21 protein-coding genes are annotated in these 24,218 nt (G+C 60.4%); 14 read left to right on the forward strand and 7 right to left on the reverse strand.

Features of this window, described 5'->3' with window-relative positions; all coding sequences use genetic code 11:
• The first annotated feature begins 4 nt into the window (after positions 1 to 4).
• The 6 genes from JZX87_RS03010 (at position 5) to JZX87_RS03035 (ending at position 6,835) form a co-directional block, all read left to right on the forward strand.
• Positions 5 to 928 carry an ABC transporter permease gene (locus JZX87_RS03010; RefSeq protein ID WP_206823729.1) on the forward strand — a complete coding sequence of 308 codons (924 nt, stop codon included), beginning with the start codon at positions 5 to 7 and terminating at the stop codon, positions 926 to 928.
• Positions 921 to 1,730, forward strand: a complete 810-nt coding sequence (locus JZX87_RS03015) for an ABC transporter permease (protein WP_206823731.1) — start codon at positions 921 to 923, stop codon at positions 1,728 to 1,730. The genes JZX87_RS03010 and JZX87_RS03015 overlap by 8 nt, the downstream gene beginning before the upstream one ends.
• Before the next feature lie 15 nt (positions 1,731 to 1,745).
• The gene (locus JZX87_RS03020; RefSeq protein WP_206823733.1) at positions 1,746 to 2,780 is read left to right on the forward strand and encodes an extracellular solute-binding protein; all 1,035 of its coding nucleotides are present in this window, start codon (positions 1,746 to 1,748) and stop codon (positions 2,778 to 2,780) included.
• A gap of 76 nt (positions 2,781 to 2,856) precedes the next feature.
• The gene (locus JZX87_RS03025) at positions 2,857 to 4,017 is read left to right on the forward strand and encodes a serine hydrolase domain-containing protein (RefSeq protein ID WP_286194058.1); all 1,161 of its coding nucleotides are present in this window, start codon (positions 2,857 to 2,859) and stop codon (positions 4,015 to 4,017) included.
• Between the two features lie 9 nt (positions 4,018 to 4,026).
• Positions 4,027 to 5,706 carry an amidohydrolase gene (locus tag JZX87_RS03030; protein WP_206823736.1) on the forward strand — a complete coding sequence of 560 codons (1,680 nt, stop codon included), beginning with the start codon at positions 4,027 to 4,029 and terminating at the stop codon, positions 5,704 to 5,706.
• 109 nt (positions 5,707 to 5,815) lie between these two features.
• On the forward strand, positions 5,816 to 6,835 hold the full coding sequence (locus tag JZX87_RS03035) for an Ldh family oxidoreductase (RefSeq protein WP_206823737.1): 1,020 nt from the start codon (positions 5,816 to 5,818) through the stop codon (positions 6,833 to 6,835).
• A gap of 115 nt (positions 6,836 to 6,950) precedes the next feature.
• Here the strand turns inward: JZX87_RS03035 and JZX87_RS03040 are convergent, their stop codons facing one another.
• The 6 genes from JZX87_RS03040 to JZX87_RS31990 form a co-directional block, all read right to left on the reverse strand.
• Positions 6,951 to 8,597, reverse strand: coding sequence for an ABC transporter ATP-binding protein (locus tag JZX87_RS03040; protein ID WP_206823738.1), 1,647 nt, complete (start codon positions 8,595 to 8,597; stop codon positions 6,951 to 6,953).
• A complete protein-coding gene (locus tag JZX87_RS03045; protein ID WP_286194059.1) occupies positions 8,594 to 9,529 on the reverse strand; it encodes an ABC transporter permease in 936 nt (311 codons plus the stop codon). The genes JZX87_RS03040 and JZX87_RS03045 overlap by 4 nt, the downstream gene beginning before the upstream one ends.
• Positions 9,529 to 10,536, reverse strand: coding sequence for an ABC transporter permease (locus JZX87_RS03050; RefSeq protein ID WP_206823739.1), 1,008 nt, complete (start codon positions 10,534 to 10,536; stop codon positions 9,529 to 9,531). Before JZX87_RS03050 ends, JZX87_RS03045 begins: the two co-directional genes overlap by 1 nt.
• Before the next feature lie 98 nt (positions 10,537 to 10,634).
• Positions 10,635 to 12,227, reverse strand: a complete 1,593-nt coding sequence (locus tag JZX87_RS03055) for an ABC transporter substrate-binding protein (protein WP_206823742.1) — start codon at positions 12,225 to 12,227, stop codon at positions 10,635 to 10,637.
• Between the two features lie 50 nt (positions 12,228 to 12,277).
• Positions 12,278 to 12,958: an AroM family protein gene (locus JZX87_RS03060; RefSeq protein ID WP_206823743.1), complete on the reverse strand. Its 681-nt coding sequence runs from the start codon at positions 12,956 to 12,958 to the stop codon at positions 12,278 to 12,280.
• 174 nt (positions 12,959 to 13,132) lie between these two features.
• On the reverse strand, positions 13,133 to 14,089 hold the full coding sequence (locus tag JZX87_RS31990) for an AroM family protein (protein WP_206823744.1): 957 nt from the start codon (positions 14,087 to 14,089) through the stop codon (positions 13,133 to 13,135).
• Between the two features lie 145 nt (positions 14,090 to 14,234).
• Here JZX87_RS31990 and JZX87_RS03070 point away from each other — a divergent pair, with 145 nt between their 5' ends.
• The 3 genes from JZX87_RS03070 (at position 14,235) to JZX87_RS03080 (ending at position 18,008) form a co-directional block, all read left to right on the forward strand.
• The gene (locus JZX87_RS03070; protein ID WP_206823745.1) at positions 14,235 to 15,314 is read left to right on the forward strand and encodes an S-methyl thiohydantoin desulfurase family protein; all 1,080 of its coding nucleotides are present in this window, start codon (positions 14,235 to 14,237) and stop codon (positions 15,312 to 15,314) included.
• A complete protein-coding gene (locus JZX87_RS03075) occupies positions 15,311 to 16,873 on the forward strand; it encodes a hydantoinase/oxoprolinase N-terminal domain-containing protein (protein ID WP_206823746.1) in 1,563 nt (520 codons plus the stop codon). Before JZX87_RS03070 ends, JZX87_RS03075 begins: the two co-directional genes overlap by 4 nt.
• A 94-nt stretch (positions 16,874 to 16,967) precedes the next feature.
• Positions 16,968 to 18,008, forward strand: coding sequence for a zinc-dependent alcohol dehydrogenase family protein (locus tag JZX87_RS03080; RefSeq protein ID WP_206823747.1), 1,041 nt, complete (start codon positions 16,968 to 16,970; stop codon positions 18,006 to 18,008).
• Between the two features lie 86 nt (positions 18,009 to 18,094).
• Here the strand turns inward: JZX87_RS03080 and JZX87_RS03085 are convergent, their stop codons facing one another.
• On the reverse strand, positions 18,095 to 19,003 hold the full coding sequence (locus tag JZX87_RS03085) for a LysR family transcriptional regulator (RefSeq protein WP_206823749.1): 909 nt from the start codon (positions 19,001 to 19,003) through the stop codon (positions 18,095 to 18,097).
• Between the two features lie 186 nt (positions 19,004 to 19,189).
• Between JZX87_RS03085 and JZX87_RS03090 the strand changes: the two genes are divergently transcribed.
• From JZX87_RS03090 to JZX87_RS03110, 5 genes are all read left to right on the forward strand, one after another.
• Positions 19,190 to 20,392 carry an ABC transporter substrate-binding protein gene (locus JZX87_RS03090; protein ID WP_206823752.1) on the forward strand — a complete coding sequence of 401 codons (1,203 nt, stop codon included), beginning with the start codon at positions 19,190 to 19,192 and terminating at the stop codon, positions 20,390 to 20,392.
• Complete coding sequence (locus tag JZX87_RS03095; RefSeq protein WP_148145196.1) at positions 20,392 to 21,174, forward strand: ABC transporter ATP-binding protein; 783 nt, start codon at positions 20,392 to 20,394, stop codon at positions 21,172 to 21,174. Before JZX87_RS03090 ends, JZX87_RS03095 begins: the two co-directional genes overlap by 1 nt.
• Positions 21,174 to 21,878, forward strand: coding sequence for an ABC transporter ATP-binding protein (locus tag JZX87_RS03100; protein WP_206823754.1), 705 nt, complete (start codon positions 21,174 to 21,176; stop codon positions 21,876 to 21,878). Before JZX87_RS03095 ends, JZX87_RS03100 begins: the two co-directional genes overlap by 1 nt.
• Before the next feature lie 235 nt (positions 21,879 to 22,113).
• On the forward strand, positions 22,114 to 23,001 hold the full coding sequence (locus JZX87_RS03105; RefSeq protein ID WP_206823756.1) for a branched-chain amino acid ABC transporter permease: 888 nt from the start codon (positions 22,114 to 22,116) through the stop codon (positions 22,999 to 23,001).
• A 13-nt stretch (positions 23,002 to 23,014) separates the two neighbouring features.
• The gene (locus tag JZX87_RS03110; RefSeq protein WP_206823758.1) at positions 23,015 to 24,022 is read left to right on the forward strand and encodes a branched-chain amino acid ABC transporter permease; all 1,008 of its coding nucleotides are present in this window, start codon (positions 23,015 to 23,017) and stop codon (positions 24,020 to 24,022) included.
• Positions 24,023 to 24,218 lie beyond the last annotated feature (196 nt).

A 24,218-nucleotide genomic window follows, 5' to 3' on the forward strand; every position in this document is an offset into this window, starting at 1 on the left:
AAAGATGACCGAGCGGGCGAGACAGGCCGCTTCGGCGGCGCAGAAGAAGGAGATTACCAATCGCTGGCTGCTCAGCGCTCCGGCCCTTGTCTTGATTGCCGTCGCCTCCGTCGGCCCTCTCCTGATCGTGCTGCTTTATTCGGTGCTGGCGCCCGGCTCCTATGGCGACGTGAAATGGGAGCTTTCAGGCCAGGGCTGGTTCAATGTCTTTCTTTCGCGTGACATATTCGATGACACGATCTCATTGGCGGACGCCCATGTGATGATCCTCTGGCGCAGCGCCAAGCTCGCTGTCATCACCACGGTGCTTTGCCTGATCGTCGGCTTTCCGACGGCCTATTTCATCGCCAGCCGCGCACCGCATAACCGATCGATCTGGCTCTTCCTGATCACCATCCCCTTCTGGACCAACATGCTGATCCGCGGCTTTGCGATCCAGGAGATGATCCGCAACGAAGGTCTGGCCAATACGATCCTGATGAAGCTCGGCATCATCTCGGCCCCGATTCAGATGCTTTACACGGATTTCGCCATTCTGCTCGGCATGGTCTACGTACACCTGCCGCTGATGGTGCTGCCGCTTTATGCCAGCCTCGAAAAGCTCGACTTCCGCCTCGTCGAGGCGGGTTACGATCTCTATGCGACGCGGCTGAAAGTCCTGTGGCGGATTATCATCCCGCTGGTCAAACCCGGCATCATCGCCGGCTCCATCCTCGTCTTCATTCCGGCTCTGTCATCCTACGTCATCCCGCGCATTCTCGGCGGCGGCAAGAACCTGATGGTCGGCAATCTGATCGAGCTGCAGTTCGGCCAGGGCCGCAACTGGCCGCTTGGCGCAGCACTCTCCATCACACTCGTCATCATCGTGCTCTTCGCCATGCTCTATTACGTGAAAAATGCCGGGAAGGCCGGAGGCGGCCATGCGTAAACGCTTCGACATCCGCGTCCAGCCGGGTTTCGCGACGATCGCGATGTTCTGTTTTTTCCTGCTCTACGTGCCGATCTTCACGCTGGTCGTCTACGCCTTCAATTCCGGCATCTCGATTGCTCGCTGGGAAGGTTTTTCGTTCCGCTGGTTCGTCGCCGCCTGGAACAACAACCTCGTCATCGAGGCGGCCATCCGCTCCGTCCAGATCGCCGCCATCGCCGCCGTCATCGCCACAGCCGTCGCAACGCTTGCGGCCATCGCGACGACACGAACGGCCGGTTATCGCGGCCTGACCTTCAAATATTCCTTCATCAACATGCCGCTGATGGTGCCGGAGATCGTCACCGCCGTGGCACTGCTCATCCTCTTCTCGCGCATAAAGGTCTGGACCGGTTATTCCGGCCTCGGCTACCTCATCCTGGCGCATACCGCCTTTTGCATCCCGTTTGCCTATCTGCCGATAAGAGCACGGCTGGAAAACATGGATCTGGCGCTGGAGCGGGCGGCGGCCGATCTCTACGCCACGCCCTTCAAGGTGTTCCGCTACATCACCTTGCCGCTTCTCTGGCCCGGCATCCTTGCCGGCCTCATGCTCTCCGTCGTCATCTCCCTGGATGACATCGTCATCACCGAATTCGTCAAGTCAGCCGGCCAGGAGACGCTTCCGACCTACATGCTGGGCCAGCTTCGCCGTGCCATCACACCCGAAATGAACGCCATCTCGACAGTGTTTCTGCTGCTGTCGCTGGCGATAGTGACGATCTTCTTTTTCCTCAGCAGATCCAACGAAAAATCCGATTAAACAGGAGTGGGAACAATGAAGAATGTCTTGAAACTTGCCGCCGGTCTGGCAGCGCTCTTTGCCTCGACCACGCTTGCACATGCAGAGGGCGAACTCAACATCTTCAACTGGGGCAATTACACCAATCCCGAACTGATCAAGAAGTTCGAGGAAGCCTACAAGGTCAAGGTTACGCTGACCGACTACGATAGCAACGACACCGCGCTCGCCAAAATCCGTCAGGGCGGCCACGGCTTCGATATCGTCGTGCCGTCCGCCAGCGCCATGCCGGTCTTCATCAAGGAAGGGCTGCTCATGGAATCGCGCCCTGACCAGATGGAGAACTTCAAGAACATGGACCCGCAATGGGTGGATGTCGCCTATGATCCGGGCCGCCATTATTCGGTTCCGTGGCAGTGGGGCACGACCGGCGTGACCGTCGACAAGTCCATCTATTCCGGCGATCCGAACACGTCCGCGATCTTCCTCGACCCGCCGCCGGAACTGGTCGGCAAGGTCAATGTCGTACCGGAAATGTCGGACGTCATGCACATGGTCGTCACCTATGCCGGCGGCGAGCCCTGCACGGGCGACCTGACGATCCTGAAAAAAGCTCGCGACATTCTCGTCGCCGCCAAACCGAAATGGATCTCGATGGATTACGGCACGGTGGAAAAATACACCAAGGGAGATCTTGCAGCCAGCGTAGACTGGAACGGGGCCGCTTTCCGGGGAAGGCTTGCCAACAAGAACATCGTCTACGGCTATCCGAAAGAGGGATATCCGGTCTGGATGGACAATGCCGCCATCCTTGCCGATGCAAAGAATGTTGAGAACGCAAAACTCTTCATCAACTTCATCATGGTGCCGGAAAACGCGGCCCTGATCTCCGCCTTTGCCCGCTATTCGAATGGCATCAAGGGCTCCGAGGCCTTCATGCCTGAGGACATGAAGACGGCGCCGGAAGTGAACATTCCGGAAGCCTCCAAGGCCGCAGGCAAGTTCAATCTCGCTTGCGCGCCGGAAGTGCAGGAACTCTACACCAAGATCTGGACCGAGTTGCAGAAGTAAGCCGAACAAGGGAGGCCGACAGCGTAGGCAGTTCCTGCGCTGTCGCGACCGCAAGGATATGGACAGCATCAAAAACATGACCACCGTTGACCGGGCATCGGTGACGCTTGCCAATTGGCGCGAGACACCCTTCAGCCGCTGGAGTTTCCAGAATGTCCGCGAACTGGTGCCGACCTCGGAAATTTCCTGCGGCACCGAACAGCCGGAAGAGGCCCTCCCCTCACCGCAATTCCTCGCCCGCGAAATCGAAACCGGACTGGATGGCATCTCGACCATCGAAGGCTTTCTGAAATACGCCCATACCGATGCTTTCCTGCTGATGAAGCGCGGCAAGATCATCGGCGAATATTACGCGCCGCATGCAGATGTGAACGCCAAACATCTCGTCTTCTCGATCAGCAAGTCGCTCACCGCTATGCTTTCCGGCATTCTCGAACAACAGGGACTGATCGATCCGGAAAAAACGGTCTCAACCTATCTGCCGGAAGCCAGGGGCAGCGCCTATGAGGACTGCCGTTATCGGGATGTGCTGGACATGCGCGTCAGTCTCGATTTCGAGGAAACCTATCTCGACAGGAACGGCCCTTTTGCCCGCTATCGCCGCGCCATGTTGTGGAACCCGGTCGAACCGAACTTCGAGGTCGAGACACTCGCCTCCTTCCTGATGACGTTGAAAAAGGCCGACCGCCCGCATGGCGGCGGACATGCCTATCTCTCGCCCAATGCCGATCTACTTGGCGTCGTCATCGAGCGCGTTACCGGCCGCCGCTATGGTGAACTGCTGTCGGAGCTTTTGTGGAAACCGATGGGTGCCAGAAACCATGCCTATGTCACGGTCGATAGTATCGGCACAGCCCGCACCGCCGGCGGCGTCTGCCTGACGGCACGCGATTTGGCCCGCGTCGGCGAACTGATCCGCATTGGTGGCGCAACGGACGGCCGGCAAGTTATCCCGAAAAGTTGGATCGCGGACATGCTGACCAACGGCGATCCCGAGGCATGGAAGGCATCCAACAGCACCACCATGCCGAACGGCCGTTACCGCAGCCAGTGGTACCAGACCGGCGAGCCGGACGGCGCCTATTGCGCCATCGGCATTCATGGCCAGTGGCTTTACGTCGATCCCGAAAACGAGGCGGTGATCGTAAAACTGTCGTCCCAGCCAAACCCGCTCGACGACGAGCTGAAACAGGACAATCTCGCCTTCTTCCGAACCCTTAGCCGCCTGGCACTGTGAGGACGCAAGATGCAGACTTTCGCCGACATCATCATCGTCAACGCCCGTGTGCTGACAATGGACGATACTGCACCGAAAGCCGAAGCCCTTGCGATCTCCGGCAACATGATCGTGGCGGTCGGCTCTACAGCCGAGATAGAGCCCCTCAAAGGACCGGCGACGCGGGTGATCGATGCGGCGCAAGGTACGGTCCTGCCGGGCTTCAATGAAGCCCATATGCATATCTTCATGGGCTCGGTCGGCCTGCGCCAGCTGTCTCTCTACAAGGTCAAGGGTTTCGACGACCTGAAAGCCAAGGTCTCGGAGTATGCGGCGAGGAACCTCGACCTGAAACTGCTTCTCGCCCGTTCCGCCGACTACACGATCCTGTCGGAAACCCAACGCACCACCCGCCATGATCTCGACCGGGTTATATTCGACCGGCCTTTCGCGATGATTTCTCCGGACCACCACACCGTCTGGGCCAATACCAGAGCGCTCGAACTCGCCGGCCTTCTGCACGGCAGGCAAGTCGGCGTCGGCAACGAGGTGGTCATGGGCGAGGATGGCCTTGCCTCCGGCGAGTTGCGCGAGGCCGATGCCATGCAGCCGGTCTTCGACCTGAGTGAAACCGGCGGTCGCGAGGGCCTGGGCATTGGCACCGGTGGCGAACCGGTCAGCGTGACGCGGGAAGAACGCGCCATCGACCTTGATATCATCCGCGACGGCCTCGCCTATTGCGCCTCGCTGGGCATAACCTCGATTCAGAACATGGACGGCAATCTCTATCAGCTGGAAATTCTGGACGAGATAGAGAAGACCTCCGGCCTGCCGGTGCGGGTGCGCATGCCCTATCACATGAAGAATTTCATGCCGCTCTCGGACCTTAAAGAAAAGGCCGCCGCATGGCACGACCGTTTCGACACCGACCGGCTGCGCTGCGATTTTGTCAAAATGTTCATCGATGGCGTGACCGAAGGCGAAAGTGCCGTTTTCCTCGACGACTACGCCCATCGCCCCGGCTGGAAGGGCGATCCACTGTTCAGCCAGCAACATCTAAACGACATCGTCACCGAAGCAGACCGGCTGAAACTTCCGGTCGCCGTCCATGCGATCGGCGACGGCGCGGTGCGCATGGTGCTTGACGCCTACGAGGCCGCATCGGAGGCGAACGGCAAGCGCGATGCGCGCAACCGTATCGAACATATCGAGGTCATCCACGAAGATGACATTCCGCGGTTCAAAGAGCTTGGCGTCATAGCCTCGATGCAGCCGACCCATCCACCCGGCAATGCCGGCCTGCCGCTAGAACCCTATCTCTCCTTCATCGGCCGCGATCGCTGGCCGCTCGCCTTTGCCTGGAGAACGCTCGCCGATGCCGGAGCAGAGATTGTCTTCGCCACCGACTGGCCAGTCTCGCCACTCGACCCGATGGGTTGCATCCACGATGCCATGACGAGAAAACGCTGGGCCGACGACCTGCCGGACCAGCGGCTGACACTCACAGAGACACTCGCCGCCTATACCAGCACCGGCGCGCACGTGGAGTTCATGGAAGACCGCAAAGGCAGGCTGAAACCCGGTTACCTCGCCGATGTCGTCATTCTCTCTGGTGATGTCGAAGCAACGGCGGCGGAAAATCTCGATGCTATCCGGCCTGTGTTCACCATCTGCGACGGCAAGGTCACCTACGAGAAAGCCCCCACCTGAGCCAAACTCGCCGCAAAATGCGCTGCAAAGTTGGTTGAACACGGCCTCTTTGTTTGTATCTTCGTGCGGCCGCAAATCAGCGCCTTACCGGCGACGCAAGGAGAATGACATGACCAAAGCCACCGACATCCATCTCTCCTATGCCGACCTCGTGGCGCTGTTGCAGAAGATCTTCGTGAAGAATGGCGTGTCCGAAAACAACGCGAAGATTCTGGCGGAAAACTGCGCGTCCTGCGAACGCGACGGCTCGATCAGCCACGGCATTTTCCGCATGGCCGGTTATGTTTCGTCGCTAAACAGCGGCTGGGTCGATGGCAAGGCGGTGCCGGAAGTCGACGATGTCGGGCCAGCCTTCGTTCGTGTCGATGCCAAAGGCGGCTTCACCCAGCCGGCCATGCTCGCCGCGCGCCCTCTGCTGATCGAGAAGGTGAAGGAGAACGGCGTCGCTGTTCTCGCCATCCGCCGCTCGCATCATTTCAGCGCGCTCTGGCCGGATGTCGAACCCTTTGCCGACGAGGGATTTGTGGCCTTGAGCGTCGTCAACAGCATGGCCTGCGTCGTGCCGCATGGCGGCAAGAAGGCGGTGTTCGGCACCAACCCGGTCGCCTTCGCATCACCGCGTGCAGGGGCTGCCCCCTTCGTCTTCGACCAGGCCTCGAGCGCGATTGCCCATGGCGATGTGCAGATCGCCGCCCGCGCCGGCCATGAGCTGAAACCGGGCATGGGGGTCGATCGCGATGGCCAGCCGACCAATGATCCGAAAGCCATCCTCGATGGCGGCGCGCTTCTGCCCTTCGGCGGCCACAAGGGCAATTCCATCGCCCTGATGGTCGAGATCCTCAGTGCCGCGCTGACCGGCGGTTATTTCTCCGGCGAGTTCGACTGGAGCGGTCACAAGGGGGCGCAGACGCCGTTCACCGGCCAGTTCTTCATCGTCATCGATCCCGCCCGCGGCGGCAACGACGTCTTTGCAGAACGTGTCGCCGGCATCTGCGATCTCGTGCTGGAAGCCGGCCAGGAACGCCTGCCCGGCGACCGCCGGCACGTGACCCGCGCCAAGGCGGAGACGGACGGCATCCCCCTGTCCGCCGAGAATTATAAGAAGCTGAAGGCCCTGGCCGACACCTGAGCTGAAAGACACCGCCCTTTATTTGGCGCCAGCCGTGCCTTCACTATCGGGAAAAGACAAAACCCTGCGCCACATGTGGCACAGGGTTTCGTATCCGTCCGCTTCAGCAATCGGCCTACACCTGAAGATTCGCCGCCTGCGACGTCTTCCGACCGCTCTCGATCAGAGCCTTGGTGTATTCCTCGCGTGGCGCGAGGAAAATCTGCTCGGTATCACCCTGTTCGACAATCTCGCCACGCTTCATCACGATCGTGTGGTCGCATATCTGCCGGATGACAGCGAGATTGTGCGAGATGAACACATAGGTGAGGTTTAGCTCGGAGCGCAGTTCCTGCAGGAAGTCGAGAACCTGTGCCTGAACCGAGATATCGAGGGCCGAGGTCGGCTCGTCGAGGATCAACAAACGCGGGTTGAGCGCGATCGCACGGGCAATGCAGACACGCTGCTTCTGGCCGCCGGAAAGCTCGTGCGGGTAGCGATATTTGAACATTTTCGGCAGTTGCACGATGTCGAGCAGCGCTTCCGCCCGTGCCTCGATATCCCGCCGGCTCATGTTCGTCTGGATGCGCAATGGCTCGCCGATCGCATCGCCGATCGTGTGACGACCGTTAAGCGCCGAATGCGGGTTCTGGAAAACGAACTGCATGTACCGCCGCATCTGCCGGAGCGGCTCTCCCGATAGGCCGGAAATATTCTGGCCGTCGAAGATGATGTCGCCCGATGTCGGCTCGATCAAGCGCATCAACATGCGTGCAAGCGTAGACTTGCCCGATCCGCTTTCACCGACAACGCCAAAAATCTCGCCGGTCTTCACGGCAAGACTGATGGAGTTGACGGCCGTGAAATCGGCACCGGACTGGCTGCGATAGACCTTCTTCAGATCGATCGCTTCGAGAAGATTGCCGCGCTTGGCCGGCTTTGCTTCCGAGACTTCGGCCGCTACCTTTTCCGGCGCGACATCGATATCCGGCACGGCAGCAAGCAGGCGCTGCGTATATTCATGCTGCGGACGGTTGAGGATGTCCTGCGTCATCCCCTGCTCGACGATCTCGCCCTTGTACATGACTGCACAGCGCTTCGCGACGGTGGCGATCGCGCCGATATCGTGGCTGATCATGATGACGGTGAGGTTGAGCTTTTCGACCAGCGAGTTGATCAGATCCAGCACCTGCGCCTGAACGGTCACATCGAGCGCCGTCGTCGGCTCGTCCGCGATCAGGATATCAGGCTTTCCGGCCAGCGCCATGGCGATCAGGATACGCTGGCGCATGCCACCTGAAAGCTGGTGCGGATATTGTGAGAACAGCATCGCCGGGTTCGGCAGACCGACCTGATCCAGCAGTTCCTCGGTTCGGGCACGGCGTGCCGACTTGGAGGAAACGCCCGCGCCGGCTGCCTTCTCATGCGCTGCGATGACATCCGAAATCTGTCGCCCGATCGTAAACAGCGGGTTGAGATAGGTCATCGGGTCCTGGAAGATCATCGAGATGCGGATACCGCGGATCTTCGTCCAGTCCTTCTCCGACAGGTTGGTTATGTCCTGCCCGTCAAACGAGATCGAGCCTTCGACGACCTTGGAATTGCGCGGACCGATGCCGAGCACCGAGCGCACCAGCACGGTCTTGCCCGAACCGCTTTCCCCGACGATACCGAGCGTATCGCCGCGGTTGACGGTTAGATTGATGCCTTTCAGCACATGCACCGGACCATCGAACGTGCCGATGTCGAGCCGATAATCCTTGATGTCGAGCAAAGCTGTCATCGGTCGCGGCTCCTTGGATCGAGAATGTCACGCAGGCCATCGCCCAGAAGATTGAAGCCGAGCACGGTGAGGAAGATCGCGGCACCCGGGAAGAGCGAATACCACCACCAGTCGGGCATATAGGTGCGGGCAACCGAGATCATCGAGCCCCATTCCGGCGATGGCGGCTGTGCGCCGAGACCAATGAAGCCGAGACTGGCCGCCGAGAGAATTGCCATACCCATATCCATGCTCATCTTGACGATGATCGGCGACATGCAGTTCGGCAGGATGTGATGCCAGAGTATCCACGGCGTCTTCGCGCCGATCGAGCGAGCGGATTCGATGAACAGCTCTTCCTTGATCGACAGCGTTTTTGCCTCGACCAGACGCACATAACCGGGCCACCAGACGATCGCGAGCGCCAGCACGCAATTTGTGATGCCGGGGCCGAGCGCCGCAACGATCGCCAGTGCGAGCGCCAGACCGGGAACGGCAAGGAACAGTTCGGTGAAGCGCATGATCACCGCACGAACCCAGCCACCACGATAACCGGCGATGATGCCGAGCGTGATGCCGACGATCGCCGCGATGCCGGTGATGACCACACCGATCCACAGCGACGTGCGTGCACCAATGATGACGCGTGAGAAAATGTCCGCGCCCATTTCATCCGTTCCGAACCAGTAGGTGCTGCTCGGCGGCTGCAATTTGGCCGACATGTTGATCGCACCGCTTGCCGCTTCCGGATAAGGCACGATCAGCGGGCCGATGGCGGCAAGCACGAGAAACAGCACGACGAGCGAGAGGCCGAGCATCGACGAAAAGCTCTTGCGGAACATGTGCGCATAGAGCCGCCACTGGCGGATCTGGCTGGCATGGCGTTCGCGGAAAGTCAGCGGGCGCGTGTCTTCCACGGAAGTATCGATAGAGGTCATGGGATGAGCCGTCATCACGCTTTCCTGAGACGCGGGTCGATCCAGGCATAGGCCAGATCAACGAGGGTGTTGGCGACGATAAAGAAGAAACCGATCATCAGTGTCACGCCGACCACGGGCTTGAAGTCGGAAGACAGGGCGGACGAAACCGCATAGAGCCCGATACCTGGCCAGTCGAACACGGTTTCCACCAGAACGGTCGAACCGAGCATCCAGCCGAAACGCAGGCCGATCATCGCCAGCGTCGGCAGCATGGCATTCTTCAGCGCATAAAGCGCGATGATGCGGAAGGACGAGATGCCATGGGCGCGAGCCGCCACGATATAATCCGACTGCAGCACCTCGATCATCTCGGCGCGGTTGACGCGCAGGATCGAGGCGAGACAGGGGAAGGAAAGCACGATCGCCGGCAGGATGATATGCTGCAGCGAGGTCCAGAAGGTCGAGAAATTACCGGCAATCAGGCTGTCGACCAGAAGCAGACCGGTGACGAATTCCGGCGGGCGGGTGACAAGCGGCAGGCGCCCAGAAACCGGCAGCCATTCGAGATCGACAGAAAACAGCAATTGCAGCAGGATACCGAACCAGAAGGCCGGGATTGCCACACCGGAGATCGAAAAAATGCGCGTCACCTGGTCGAGCGGCCCGTCCTTGTAGACGGCCGACAGCATGCCGAGCGGAACGCCTATGACGATGCCGAGGAACATCGCGACGAAGACGAGTTCCAGCGTCGCCGGCGCATAGCGCATCACTTCTTCCAGCACCGGCCGTGTGGTGACGATCGAGGTGCCGAGATCACCGCGCACAAGCTCGCCCATATAGACGATGAACTGCTCCGGCAGCGACTTGTCGAGACCATATTCGGTGCGGATCGTCGCAACCATATCCTCGGTCGCATTGGGACCGGCCACCAGACGGGCCGGATCGCCGGGCGCGACATTGGTGATGAAGAATGTCAGCGCCGCAATGCCGATCATCGTGCCGACCAGCGTCAGCAATTTGCGGAAGGCGAATGTCAGCATCGTCTTCTCCGTTTGTTATGATTGGCGCATGGCCCGCGGTTGGGGGAAGCGGACCATGCGCACTATTCTGGCTTACAAGAGGGGACGTCAGCCAGTGTTTATTCGGCCTTCACCCACAGCGGGTAGAGATCGACTTCGCCGGTGAACCGAACAGGGCTGAATTGAAAACCCTGCAGGTAGTCACGGCGTGCCCAGCGGCGGTTCTGCAGCATCCCGAACACTTCCGGCTGGTCTGCGACGATCTGGGTCTGGATGTCGGCATAAAGCTTGGCGCGCTCATCCCAGTTAGACGAGGACCGGGCCTTGTCGATCATCTCGGTGACCTTCGGATTGTCGTAGAACATCATCGCGAAATACTGGCCCCAGCTGTTCTTGTGATACTGGTAAGCGACAGCGTCCGGATCGGTCGAGACCGGGGTCGTGTAGACCGAGGTCATGGCGGCCGACGTCTCGACTTTGGAGCCGTTGGCGACCATGTTCGGCCACTGTTCCGGCTTGATCTCGACATTGATGTTGAGCGGCTTCAGGCTGTCGAGCAACACGAGACCGATGCGGCGGGCTTCTTCAAGGCCGGCAACGTGAACGTAAGGCAGGGTGATGCCGCCGTTCGGATAACCGGACTTCGCCAGATATTCCTTGGCCTTGGCAAGATCCTGGCGCGGAATGCCGGGCACATCGATATGGCCCTTCATCGCATCCGGGATCGGGCTCGTTTCGAGAGACGCAGCACCGTTATAGACCTGGATCAGCGCATCATAGTCCATCGCATAGGCGATTGCCTTACGCAGGTTGATGTCGGCGGTCGGACCCTGCTGGGTGTTGAACTTGATGCCGAAGGTGGTCATGCCCTTGTGGTCTTCGATGGCAATGCCCTTGGCACGCGCGATCTGGACATAGTCGTCCGGCGTCAGGCCTTCGACGATATCGACTTCGCCGCGCTGCAGGGCGGCCTTCTGGGCAGCAGGCTCGCGGATGATCTTGAAGATCACGCCGGCCGGACGGTTTGCTTCGCCCTGCGGCCAACCCTTCCAGTAATCGGCAACGGCTTCGGCTTCATAGAGAACATTCGGCTCCCAGCGGCCGAGCTTGAACGGGCCGGAACCGGCTTCGTTGTCGGTCAACCACTTCTGGCCGTAGTCGCCGTCAACTTCATTGGCCTTAACCTGGGCCGGATTGACGATGTACCACCAGGGAAGGAAGGACAGGAACGGCGTATAGGGAGCCTTCAACTCGAACTTGACGGTATAATCGTCAACGACGCTGATACCTTCCGGCGAGAGGAAGTCCTTGAGCATCCAGGCGACGCCCTTGTTGAGCTTCAGACCGCGCTCGAAGGAATACCGGATGGCTTCGGCATTCACCGGATCGCCATTGTGGAATTTTGCATTCTTGACGAGGTGGAAGGTCCAGGTCTTCCCATCTTCGCTGGTTTCCCACTTTTCAGCGAGCCACGGCTTGATCTCGGCCGGATCGCCTTCGTACTTCACGAGACCATCATAGACGGCCTGCTGCATCATGCGCGTCGACCAGTCATAGCGGATATGCGGATCGAGAACCGGGATCGCCTGACGACCGCCGAACACGATGACATTGCCCTTGTCGGTGCGCTCGAAGGCGGCGGCAGGGGTGGCAAGCACCGACGAGGCGAGAAGCCCCGCGATTGCGATATTCCTGATGATTTTGCCGAGCATGTAGTTCCCTCTCTTATTAAACGGCTTTCAAGTCAGACTGTATGCACCTTCTAGAGCATCTGGCGGACGACACCCGCCACCAACCGGCGCGACAGAAGCACCGGCGCATCGATGGATTTTCGCACTTCCTCATGCATCTCGGCCGAATAGCCCATGCAATGCATGACGATGAGATCGCAGCCTTCGAGCTGTTTGGCACGCTCGCTCATCTCGTCACCGGCATAAGGCGATGCCGAAACCAGTTTCGGATTGCCCGGCAGCACATGACGCTCCTCGAAATCCTGGATTTGCCGCTCAAGCGGCACGATGACGCCGAGCTTGCGGGCGGACGCGGCAAGTGCTTCGACCGTCGAGTCGACGATCCGCTGGGCCTCGACAACAAGCGTATTCTTCAAGGGCTCGATCTTCGTGCCGGTGCAGAGAAGCACGATAAGATCGAAACCTTCGCCATCGATCTTGTGAAGCAGGACGTTCAGCTTCTCTTCCGTCAGAGCCTTGGAAGAAACGATCTCCTCGCCGCTGGCAAGACGCGTCGCAAACGAATGTTCGCCATCCCTGGCGCGCATCGCATCGAGTTCCGCCGGGCTCATGCCATCAAGCACGCCGAACTCCTGATGCACGATACGGCCTTCCGGCAGACCGGATGTGATCTCGGCCATCATTTCAGGAACCAGATCGACGCGGGGCGTCTGTCCGATGGTCACGAAGGCAATTTTGGATGTGGAAGGCATGCTCTCGTTCATTCCCTGCTTTATCTTGTTGGCAGGGAGCCTAGCGCTCGAATATGCGACTTCACTATAGGGTAATGCCCCTAGTGGGTAACAATTCGGAAAGATCTCTTGCGATCATTTTTTAGGCAAATTGCGTTTTTCACGCAATTTTCTTACGCAATCGAGTTTTTTTTGTTACGGATGGCCAGCAGCAACGACCATGCGGATCAACGCATTGGATGACGTCACCTCCATTTTTGCCATCACGTTCGAGCGGTGGATCTCGACCGTTTTCGGACTGATACCGAGCTGACGCGCGATCGCCTTGTTCGACAGACCTTCTGCCACGAGCGAAAGAACCTGTCGTTCCCGCGGCGTCAGACGCTGCAGCTTTTCCGAAAACTCCGCCGGAACGCCGGGCATGGCAACCGGATGCGTACCGTGCAGAAGCAGGCGAATGGCACTGACGACGATGCGGCGGGCAAGAACCACCGGCTTGCCGCTCGCCTTGGCGACCGTCTGCCTGTCGGCCTCGGTAAAACTCACCGAATTCAGCACGATGATCTCCGCATCGGCGAGATCGAGCAGCGCGCCCGCCAGCAACCGCTTGTCGCCATCCGCAGCATAGCTTGCGGTGATCTTGTAGGGCGAAAGCGCCGGGATATCGAGTTCGTCGATCTGCTGTTCCAGCGGCTGGATCAGACCCACCGCAGACCCATGCGCCGCAAGCGAAATCACCGTCGATTCCATGGCGCGCTGGGCATTCACGGTGGGACATGTGCTTTCGAAATCCCGGAACAGTCCAGTCGACAGGATCACCACCAGATCGAATTCGTTCGGATGGAAGGCAGCGGCGATTTTTGCCATGCGCTCGGCAATTCGCGGCTTGGAAATAACGATATCGCTGCCGTCGGAAAGCCGGGTGACGATGCTCGTCTCGCCCGGTCGTACCTTGAAGTCATTGATTTCGGCCGGCGAAAGGCCATCCAGAGCACCGATTTCCAGCGCTTCGATCGGCAGATCGAGATTTTCCAGCATGTCGTCGATAATGTCCGCGCGCGGCGACTGGCCGACACTCAGGAACATAACACGATGGGGCGGTTCCGCTGCTTCTGCGATGGTCGAAGACGGATTGTATGAGTTCTTCGTCACGGGCAGGGAATCGGTCCTTCTGATCGTATCGCCATCTTCGTTCTAGACATGCACAAATTAAAGGCAAGCCCATTCTAGGGGCAGTCCCCTATAGGCAGCGCTTGCCTCACATGGCTAGGTTCTAGCACATTATTCGGAGGCAAACATGATCCGTGATTTCGATGAGAGCGAGATTGATCCGCTCGCGATTGGTGCCTGGATTCTCGGGACCGGTGGCGGCGGCAGCCCGTATCTGGCGCAGCTCAACCTGAAGAAACTCTACAAGGACGGTAAGCGCATCAAGCTTATCGATCCGAACGCGCTGGACGATGGCGATGCCGTCGCAGTGGTGTCAAAGATGGGCGCCCCCTTGGTGGGCCAGGAACGTTTGGTCGACCCGGCTCATCTCGCCCGCGCCATGCAGCTGATGGAAGAATATACCGGCCGAAAATTCCGCGCCGTGATGAGCGTCGAGATCGGCGGCGGCAACGCGCTGTCGCCCTTCCTCGCAGCCGCCATGCTGGACATTCCGGTCGTTGACGCCGACGCGATGGGCCGTGCCTATCCGGAAGCGCAGATGACGAGCTTCGCCATCGGCGACCTGCCGATGTACCCGCTGACGCTCGTCGACTGCCGCGACAACGAGGCGATCGTCGCCAAGGCCGCCTCCTGGAAGTGGATGGAGCGCATCTCGCGCAAGATCTGCACCGAAGTCGGCTCGACATCGGCTACCTGCAAGGCCCCGCGCACCGGCAAGGAAGTTAAGGAATGGGGCGTGCTCCACACCGTGACCAAGGCCGTCAGCCTCGGCCGTGCGGTCCTTGAAGCCCGCGCCGCCCATACCGACCCGATCGCAGCTGTGCTTGCTCATGAAGGCGGAAAAATCCTGTTCAAGGGCAAGGTTGCCGACGTGGATCGCACCACGACCGGCGGCTTCCTTCGCGGCGCGGCCCATCTCGAAGGTCTCGATGACGACCGCGGCTCCAAGGTCGAACTCGCCTTCCAGAACGAATGGGCGGTCGCCTTCCGCGACGGCCAGCCGATCGCCATGACCCCTGACCTGATCTGCCTGCTTGACACCGTGTCGGGCGAAGCGATCGGCACGGAAACCGTGCGTTACGGCCAGCGCGTCACGGTTGTCGCCCTGCCGGCGCCGGATGTTCTGACCAGCCCCAAGGGCCTGGAACATGTTGGCCCGCGCGCCTTCGGATATGATCTTGATTTCAAATCGGTGTTTGCAGCATGAAGCGGATCGGAATTGACGTCGGCGGCACCAATACGGATGCCGTGCTCATCGATGGCGAGAAAGTCGTCTCCGCCATCAAGTTTCCCACCACTGCGGATGTGATGCAGGGCGTCGTCAACGCCATCGGTCACGTCGTGTCTTCGCAGGCGCCGGGCGCTTCGCCGATCGACGCCGTGATGATCGGCACGACGCATTTCACCAATGCCGTCGTCGAACGTGCGCGTCTGGAACGCATCGCCGCGATCCGCATCGCCATGCCGGCCGGCGCATCCCTGCCGCCGATGATCGACTGGCCGGATGACCTGCGCGAAAGCGTCGATCCCCTGTCCTTCATGGTCCATGGCGGCCATGAATATGACGGCCGCCCCTTGGTGCCGCTTGCCCGCAATGAAATCCGCGATGCAGCGATGAAGATCCGCGACGCCGGCATCACCTCCGTCGGCATCACGGCGCTCTTTTCGCCGCTGACAGCCGAAGGTGAGCTGGAAGCTGCCGAGATCGTCCGTTCGATCATCCCGGAAGCGCGCATCACGCTCTCCCACACGCTCGGCCGTATCGGCCTGCTGGAACGCGAAAACGTCACGCTTCTGAACGCCGCCCTTCAGGGTCTTGGTCGCAAGACGATCGACGCCTTCAAGGATGCGCTCAAGCAGGCCGGCGTCAACGCGCCCTTCTACCTGACGCAGAATGACGGCACGGTCGTGCTGGCCGATGTCGCAGCCGCCAACCCGGTCTACAGCTTCGCCTCCGGCCCGACCAACTCCATGCGCGGCGCAGCCTTCCTGACCGGCCGGAAAGAGGCCATGGTCATCGATGTCGGCGGCACCACGTCGGATGTCGGCTGCCTCGTCGGCGGTTTCCCGCGTGAAGCCAATAACGTCGTCGAAGTCGGCGGTGTGCGCACCCTGTTCCGCATGCCTGACCTTCTGCCCATGGCGCTCGGCGGCGGCACGATCATCGATCAGGAAACCCGCAAGATCGGCCCGCGCTCGGTCGGTTACCGCATCACCGAAAAGGCGCTCGTCTTTGGCGGCGATACGCTGACCACGACCGACGTTGCCGTGGCCGCCGGTCTCGTCGAAATCGGCGACCGTGATCGCGTCAAGCATCTCGACAAGGCAATGGTTGCCGACCTGCTGAAGCGCATCGAGGCCATGGTGGAAGACGGCGTCGACCGGATGAAGACCTCGGCCGAAGGCGTCAGCCTGATCGCTGTCGGCGGCGGTGCCTTTCTCATCCCGGAAAAGCTCAAAGGCGCCAGCGAAGTGCTGCGCGTCGAACATGCCGGCGTTGCCAATGCACTCGGTGCGGCCATGGCGCAGGTCTCCGGCGAAGTTGACCAGGTTTTCTCCGACCTGTCGCGCGACAAGGCGATTGCCGAAGCCGACCGTATCGCCCGCGAGCGCGCCATCGAAGCCGGTGCCGATCCGAAGTCGATCGTCACGCTGGATACGGAAGACATCCCGATCGCCTACCTGCCAGGTGATGCCCGTCGTGTGCGCGTCCGCGTTGTCGGCGATATCGCCTTCATGAAAGACCAGCAGAAACAGGCTTCGTAAAAGCAGCCCGCCGCGCTAACCTAACAAAAAATCAATGTCCCCGACCTCATTGAGGATCGGGGACTTTTCCGTATTGAACAGGCGAGGATGCGTCATGAAAGCCATGTATTACGAAGCGTTCGAACAGATGCCCGAGATCAGGACACTTCCCGATCCCGAGCCGACCTTCGGCGGCGTCGTGATCGAGGTCGGCGCGACCGGCCTCTGCCGCAGCGACTGGCACGGCTGGAAGGGCCACGACCCGGATATCAGGCTGCCCCATGTTCCCGGCCATGAACTCGCCGGCAAGGTGGTGGCGACCGGCAAGGGCGTGATGCGCTTCAAGGTCGGTGACCGCGTCACCGTTCCCTTCGTCTCCGGCTGCGGCCACTGCGCCGAGTGCCATTCCGGCAACCAGCAGGTCTGCCCGGACCAGTTCCAGCCGGGCTTCACCCATTGGGGCTCGTTTGCCGAATATGTCGCGATCGACTATGCCGAAACCAATCTCGTGCACCTGCCGGAAGAGATCGACGATGCGACGGCTGCAAGCCTCGGCTGCCGCTTCGCCACCTCCTTCCGCGCCGTTGCCGATCAGGCCCGCACCGGCCCCGGCGATTGGGTCGCCGTCCACGGCTGCGGCGGCGTCGGCCTCTCGGCCATCATGATCGCGACGGCGCTCGGTGCGAACGTCATCGGCATCGATCTGACCGAAGACAAGCTCGCATTTGCGCGGCAATGCGGAGCAGTTGCCACGATCAATGCCGGTTCGGTGCCGGATGTCGTGGAAGCCGTACGCGAAATCACCAAGGGCGGCGCGCATGTCTCGATCGATGCGCTCGGCCACCCAACGACTTGTTTGAACTCGATCAAGAACCTGCGCCGTCGCGGCCGCCACGTTCAGGTCGGCCTGATGCTCGGCGAACATGCGACACCACAGATTCCGATGGCACAGGTCATCGGCCACGAGTTGGAAATCTACGGCAGCCACGGCATGCAGGCCTGGCGCTACGATGCGATGCTCTCCATGCTGACCGCTGGAAAGATGAAGCCGCAGCAACTCATCTCGAAGCACGTAAGCCTCGCCGAAGGCGTGCATGAACTGGTCAATCTCGACAAGGCTGAGACACCCGGCATCGCCGTCATCACCAGCTTCTGAAGCCGGAGCAATTCCAGCAAAAGTGGGAACCGGTTTTGCGTCCGGGATTGCGTAAAGCTAAGAAGCGAAATCCGGGAGGCTGAAACTCAGCCTCCCACAAAGGCATCCTGATTGTCCTGCACCAGCGCGGTCAGATAATCGGCAACTGCCCGCACGCGCGGAACCCGGCTCATGTCGCGATGGCGCACGATGTAATAATGCCGGGTCAACTGCACCTCGCGCGGCAGCACGATCTCAAGCTCCGGCTGACGGCTGGCGATGAAATGCGGCAGGATGCAGAGCCCCAGCCCGTTCAGCGTCGCCGTCAATTGCGCAAAAATGCTGGAACTCTGGAATTTCGGCTTGATGCCGGGATGCACGTCGCCAAGGTAATCCAGCCCCGGCGCGAAGATCATGTCTTCGATATAGCCGATGAACGGATGGTCGAGCAGATCCTCCCGCCGCTTCAGCGGTGCCGCACCCGCCAGATAGCGCTTCGCCCCATAGACGTTGAGCTTGTAGTCGGTGATCTTCTCGATCAGGTAAGGCCCGGCCTTCGGTGGATCGAGTGCGACCGCAATATCCGCCTCCTTGCGCGACAGTGACATGATCTGCTGGATCGTCACCAGTTCCAGCGAAAGGCTCGGATGCCGCGTGGTAAAATCTCCGAGATGATGGGCAAGAAAGAAGTTCGAAAAACCTTCCGGCGCACTTAACCGCACGACACCCTGATGCGCCGCATTGCCGGACGTGATCTCTGCCTGTAAGCGATCGGCCTCCCCCTCCATCCGCTCCGCCGTCTCGACGAACCGTTGCCCAACCGCTGTCAGCACGTAACCACGCGGATTGCGCTCGAAAAGCTTGACCTTGAGGGCAAATTCCAGCCGGTCGATCCGGCGCGAGACGGTGGCATGGCTGGTGCGCAGGTGGCGCGCCGCCGTCGACAGCTGCCCCGTGCGGGCAACCGCCAGAAAATACTGCAGGTCATCCCAGGTGAAGATCGGATTGCCGCTCATAACCCCTCCCCGGCCAGAGCCGATCTGTTCAAAAATGCACAGATGCTGTTTGCAATTAATAGTGGCGAGCTTCTTGCGTCAACGGCTGTTTTCCTCAACCATGTGCTTATGGAAGTGCTGCTTTGAGGAGGGCGGCCTGCCAATTTTGAACAGATAGCGCTCTGCAATCTCTTGGGAGGAGACCTTATGCGTAAGACGTTCCTGACGTCGCTGGCCGTGCTGCTGGCGAGCGGTACTGCATTCGCCCAATCCGCATCCGACGGCAAGGTAAAGATCGGCATCCTGAACGACCAGTCCGGCGTCTATGCCGATTTCGGCGGCAAATCGTCCGTCGAGGCCGCCAAGATGGCAATCGAGGACTACGGCGGCAAGGTGCTGGGCGTCCCGGTCGAACTTGTCAACGCCGACCATCAGAACAAGCCCGACGTCGCCTCCAACATTGCTCGCCAGTGGTATGACACCGAGCAGGTCGATGCGATCATGGACCTGACCACCTCGTCGGTCGGTCTTGCCGTTCAGGCGTTGTCCAAGGAAAAGAAAAAGATCACCATCAATACCGGTGCAGCCACCGTCGATCTCACAGGCAAGGCCTGCACCCCCTACGGTTTCCACTGGGCCTATGACACCCATGCGCTCGCCGTCGGCACAGGTGGCGCGATGGTCAAACAGGGCGGCGACAGCTGGTTCTTCCTGACCGCCGACTATGCCTTCGGCTATTCGCTGGAGCAGCAGACGAGCGATTACGTCAAGGCCAATGGCGGCAAAGTGCTCGGCTCGGTGCGCCATCCGCTCTCCAGCCAGGACTTTTCGTCCTTCCTGCTGCAGGCCCAGTCTTCCGGCGCCAAGGTAATCGGCCTCGCCAATGCCGGTCTCGACACGGCAAACACGATCAAGCAGGCCGCCGAATTCGGCATCACGCAGGGCGGCCAGAACCTCGCGGCACTGCTCTTCACCCTCGCCGAAGTCCATGGCCTAGGCCTTGAAGCCGCGCAGGGCCTGACACTCACCGAGGGTTATTACTGGAATCTCGACGACAAGAGCCGCGAATTCGGCAAGAAATTCTTCGCCAGGACTCAGAAAATGCCGAACATGGTTCATGCCGGCACCTATTCGGCCGTCACCCATTATCTGAAAGCGGTTGAAAAAGCCGGTTCCGACGATGCGGATGCGGTGGCCAAGGCCATGCGCGACATGCCCGTCGACGACTTTTTCGGCCGCGGCGGCACAGTCGCAGCCAATGGCCGCATGATCCACGACATGTATCTTCTGCAGGTCAAGAAACCGGCCGACAGCAAGGAACCCTTCGACTATTACAACGTGCTCGCCACGATCCCCGGCAAGGATGCCTATCTCGATCCTGCCAAGGCCGGTTGCGAGCTGGTGAAATAATGGCAGTGCCTGTTCAGGAACTGCACGAGGAGCCGCGGGTGGTCTTGTCCGCCCGCGGTCTCTCCAAGAGTTTTGGCGCTTTTGCGGCGGTAAGGGATGTCGATCTCGATATCCACGACGCCCGCGTCCACGCGCTGATCGGCCCGAATGGTGCGGGCAAGACGACTGTGTTCAATCTACTCACCAAATTCCTGCAGCCGACCGCAGGCTCGATCACGCTTCTGGGAACCGACATCACCAAAACCCCGCCGGACAAGGTGGCCCGCATGGGTCTGGTCCGCTCGTTCCAGATTTCCGCGGTTTTTCCGCATCTGACCGTCCTCGACAATATCCGCGTGGCGCTGCAGCGTCCGAACGGCCTTTCCACCCAGTTCTGGCTGCCGACCTCCGCGCTCGACCGGCTGAACGACCGGGCAGACGAACTGATCGAAACCGTCGGGCTGAAACGCGAACGCAATGCGATCGCCGCCGATCTTTCCTACGGTCGCAAACGTGTGCTCGAAATCGCCACCACGCTGGCGCTCGACCCGAAAGTGCTGCTGCTCGACGAACCGATGGCCGGCATGGGCCAAGAGGATATCGGCACCGTCTCCAACATCATCCGCGAGGTGGCAAAGACCCGCGCCGTGCTGATGGTGGAACACAATCTCTCGGTCGTGGCCGACATCTGTCACCACGTCACGGTTCTGCAGCGCGGCGAAATCCTTGCGGAAGGCGACTATGCTGCGGTCTCGCAGGATGAACGCGTAAGGCTCGCCTATATGGGCACGGAGGACGCGTGATGGCAAAACCGCTTCTCGAGGTCTCCAACCTCAATGCCTGGTATGGCGAAAGCCACATCCTGCACGGCGTCAACATGACTGTCGGCGAAGGCGAAACGATCACCATTTTGGGCCGCAACGGCGTCGGCAAGACGACGACGCTTCGAACCATCATGGGCATCATCCGCGAGCGCAAGGGCGAAATCCGCTTTGCCGGCAAGGATATGCTCGGCGTGCCCTTGCACCGGACCGCCCATGCGGGCCTTGGTTTCGTGCCCGAGGAGCGCGGCATCTTCTCGACGCTGACCGTGGACGAGAACCTGATGCTGCCGCCGGTCGTCGCCGAAGGCGGCATGCCGCTCGACGAGATTTACGCGCTCTTTCCGAACCTCCACGAACGGCGATCCAGCCCCGGCACCAAGCTTTCCGGCGGCGAACAGCAGATGCTCGCCATCGCCCGCATCCTGCGCACTGGCGTCAAACTCCTCATCCTCGATGAACCGACGGAAGGCTTGGCCCCCGTCATCGTCCAGCGCATCGGCGAGGTGCTGAAGACGCTGAAGCAGCGCGGCATGACGGTTCTGATGGTCGAACAGAACTTCCGCTTCGCCAGCCGCGTGGCGGATCGCTTCTACCTTATGGACCACGGCAAGATGGTGGCGGATTTTCCGGTCGGCGAATTGCCTGAGCGGATGGATACGCTGCACAAGGTTCTGGGGGTGTGAGTATGGCAACTGAAGCTGCTTTCGCATCGGCAAAGTCCCCCTCTGGCCTGCCGGCCATCTCCCCCACAAGGGGGGAGAAGACCCGTGGCAACCACCAGCCTCACTTAGACCTCGGCGGTGCCGCCAGGTTAAGCCCTCCCCCTTGTGGGGAGGGTTGGGAGGGGTCTTTCTTCATATGCAACGAGCAGTTCAGAGGAAGTGTTCTGCCCATCAGCATAGAAGGAGGGCTCACCCCATGACCATGATCTTCGGCATCCCCGTTCAAGCCTTTATGGGCCAGCTCCTGATCGGCCTGATCAATGGCTCCTTCTACGCGCTCCTGAGCCTCGGCCTCGCCGTCATCTTCGGCTTGCTGCGCGTCATCAACTTCGCCCATGGCGCGCAATATATGCTCGGCGCCTTTGTCGCGATGCTGATGCTGCAATATTTCGGCATCAACTACTGGTTCGCGCTCATTCTCGCCCCCGTCGTCGTCGGCCTGTTCGGCGCCGTCATCGAACGGCTGCTCCTGTCGCGGCTCTACAAGCTCGATCATCTCTATGGCCTGCTCTTCACCTTCGGCCTGGCGCTGACGATCGAGGGCACATTCCGTTATCTCTACGGCTCGTCCGGCCAGCCCTACGCCCCGCCGCCGGCACTGACCGGCGCCACCAATCTCGGTTTCATGTTCCTGCCCAACTATCGCGGCTGGGTGGTCGTCGTGTCGCTGATTGCCTGTATCGGCACATGGCTTTTGATCGAAAAGACCAAGCTCGGCGCCTATCTGCGGGCTGCGACCGAGAACCCGACGCTCGTCCAGGCTTTTGGCGTCAACGTGCCGATGCTGCTGACGCTGACCTACGCACTCGGTGCAGGTCTTGCAGCCTTTGCCGGCGTGCTGGCCGCTCCCGTCTACCAGGTCTCGCCGCTGATGGGATCCAACATCATCATCGTCGTTTTCGCCGTCGTCGTGGTCGGCGGCATGGGCTCGATCATGGGCGCCATCCTCACCGGCTACATGCTCGGCATCGCCGAGGGCCTGACCAAGGTCTTTTATCCGGAAGCCTCGAATATCGTCATCTTCGTGATCATGGCGATCGTGCTTCTCATCCGCCCTGCCGGCCTTTTCGGCCGGGACGCGTAAGCGAGGCAAAGTCATGAGCCATGTCGCCCATTCGACCACAACAACGACCACCACCCGCACGGAGCGTTCGGCAACCGCCTCGAAAGCCTATGCGGCCTTTCTCGGCATCGGCCTCGTGCTGCTGATCGTGGCACCACTGTTCTTCTACCCGATCTTCCTGATGAAGCTTCTGTGCTTCGCGCTGTTCGCCTGCGCCTTCAACCTGCTGCTCGGTTATACCGGCCTTCTCTCCTTCGGCCATGCGACCTTCTTCGGCGGTGCCGCCTATTTCACCGCCCATGTCACGAAGGAATGGGGCGTCACACCGGAGATCGGCATTCTTATCGGCGTCGCGGGCGCAGCAGCGCTCGGCCTGGTCATGGGCTTCTTCGCCATCCGCCGGCAGGGCATCTATTTCGCCATGATCACGCTGGCGCTATCGCAGATGTTCTTCTTCTTCTGCCTGCAGGCATCCTTCACCCATGGCGAGGACGGCATCCAGTCCGTGCCGCGCGGCCAACTCTTCGGTCTCATCGATCTCGCAGACACGACCAGCATGTATTACTTCGTGCTCGCCGTCTTTCTCATCGGCATGATCGTCATCTGGCGCTTCATCAACTCGCCCTTCGGCATGATCCTCAAATCGATCCGCGAGAACGAACAGCGCGCCATCTCGCTCGGTTATTCGGTGGCCCGCTACAAGCTCGGCGCCTTCGTCATGTCGGCAGCGCTGGCGGGGATGGCCGGCGGTACCAAGGCGCTGGTCTTCCAGTTCGCCACGCTCACCGATGTCGGCTGGCAGATGTCCGGCGAGGTCATCCTCATGACCCTTCTCGGCGGCATCGGCACGCTGATCGGCCCGGTCTTCGGCGCCGGCCTCGTGGTCACGCTGCAGAACTATCTGGCAACCTCGCAATTCCCCGTCACCATCATCACCGGCGTCGTCTTCATGGTCTGCGTCCTCCTCTTCCGCCGCGGCATCATCGGCGAATTCTATGCCTCAAGGCTCGGCCGAAAACTCGGGTTCGAGCACAGGCGGTGAGTGAGATGTCTGCGCCGGCTTCTGCCCCTCACCCAGAGCGCAGAATCTGCGCTCCACCTCTCCCCGCAAGCGGGGCGAGGGAACGTGCCCTGCTCAGCGCTGGAGAAAGCTGGAAACGGTGCGGCTCGTGTCCTTCTCCCCGCCTGCGGGGAGAAGGTGCCGGCAGGCGGATGAGGGGCACCTCGGAGTAGCATAT

The sequence above is a fragment of the Agrobacterium sp. Ap1 genome (genome assembly GCF_017313375.1).
Taxonomy (GTDB): domain Bacteria; phylum Pseudomonadota; class Alphaproteobacteria; order Rhizobiales; family Rhizobiaceae; genus Neorhizobium; species Neorhizobium cellulosilyticum.

What these genes read in the sequence shown, in the direction of transcription:
- JZX87_RS03075 (WP_206823746.1), top strand. Translation starts at nt 15,311, where the DNA reads ATGAAGCGGATCGGAATTGACGTCGGCGGCACCAATACGGATGCCGTG.
- JZX87_RS03105 (WP_206823756.1), top strand. Translation starts at nt 22,114, where the DNA reads ATGACCATGATCTTCGGCATCCCCGTTCAAGCCTTTATGGGCCAGCTC.
- JZX87_RS03055 (WP_206823742.1), bottom strand. Translation starts at nt 12,227, where the DNA reads ATGCTCGGCAAAATCATCAGGAATATCGCAATCGCGGGGCTTCTCGCC.
- JZX87_RS03095 (WP_148145196.1), top strand. Translation starts at nt 20,392, where the DNA reads ATGGCAGTGCCTGTTCAGGAACTGCACGAGGAGCCGCGGGTGGTCTTG.
- JZX87_RS03035 (WP_206823737.1), top strand. Translation starts at nt 5,816, where the DNA reads ATGACCAAAGCCACCGACATCCATCTCTCCTATGCCGACCTCGTGGCG.
- JZX87_RS03085 (WP_206823749.1), bottom strand. Translation starts at nt 19,003, where the DNA reads ATGAGCGGCAATCCGATCTTCACCTGGGATGACCTGCAGTATTTTCTG.
- JZX87_RS03100 (WP_206823754.1), top strand. Translation starts at nt 21,174, where the DNA reads ATGGCAAAACCGCTTCTCGAGGTCTCCAACCTCAATGCCTGGTATGGC.
- JZX87_RS03090 (WP_206823752.1), top strand. Translation starts at nt 19,190, where the DNA reads ATGCGTAAGACGTTCCTGACGTCGCTGGCCGTGCTGCTGGCGAGCGGT.
- JZX87_RS03020 (WP_206823733.1), top strand. Translation starts at nt 1,746, where the DNA reads ATGAAGAATGTCTTGAAACTTGCCGCCGGTCTGGCAGCGCTCTTTGCC.
- JZX87_RS03060 (WP_206823743.1), bottom strand. Translation starts at nt 12,958, where the DNA reads ATGCCTTCCACATCCAAAATTGCCTTCGTGACCATCGGACAGACGCCC.
- JZX87_RS03050 (WP_206823739.1), bottom strand. Translation starts at nt 10,536, where the DNA reads ATGCTGACATTCGCCTTCCGCAAATTGCTGACGCTGGTCGGCACGATG.
- JZX87_RS03045 (WP_286194059.1), bottom strand. Translation starts at nt 9,529, where the DNA reads ATGACGGCTCATCCCATGACCTCTATCGATACTTCCGTGGAAGACACG.
- JZX87_RS03080 (WP_206823747.1), top strand. Translation starts at nt 16,968, where the DNA reads ATGAAAGCCATGTATTACGAAGCGTTCGAACAGATGCCCGAGATCAGG.
- JZX87_RS03110 (WP_206823758.1), top strand. Translation starts at nt 23,015, where the DNA reads ATGAGCCATGTCGCCCATTCGACCACAACAACGACCACCACCCGCACG.
- JZX87_RS03030 (WP_206823736.1), top strand. Translation starts at nt 4,027, where the DNA reads ATGCAGACTTTCGCCGACATCATCATCGTCAACGCCCGTGTGCTGACA.
- JZX87_RS03025 (WP_286194058.1), top strand. Translation starts at nt 2,857, where the DNA reads ATGACCACCGTTGACCGGGCATCGGTGACGCTTGCCAATTGGCGCGAG.
- JZX87_RS03015 (WP_206823731.1), top strand. Translation starts at nt 921, where the DNA reads ATGCGTAAACGCTTCGACATCCGCGTCCAGCCGGGTTTCGCGACGATC.
- JZX87_RS03040 (WP_206823738.1), bottom strand. Translation starts at nt 8,597, where the DNA reads ATGACAGCTTTGCTCGACATCAAGGATTATCGGCTCGACATCGGCACG.
- JZX87_RS03010 (WP_206823729.1), top strand. Translation starts at nt 5, where the DNA reads ATGACCGAGCGGGCGAGACAGGCCGCTTCGGCGGCGCAGAAGAAGGAG.
- JZX87_RS03070 (WP_206823745.1), top strand. Translation starts at nt 14,235, where the DNA reads ATGATCCGTGATTTCGATGAGAGCGAGATTGATCCGCTCGCGATTGGT.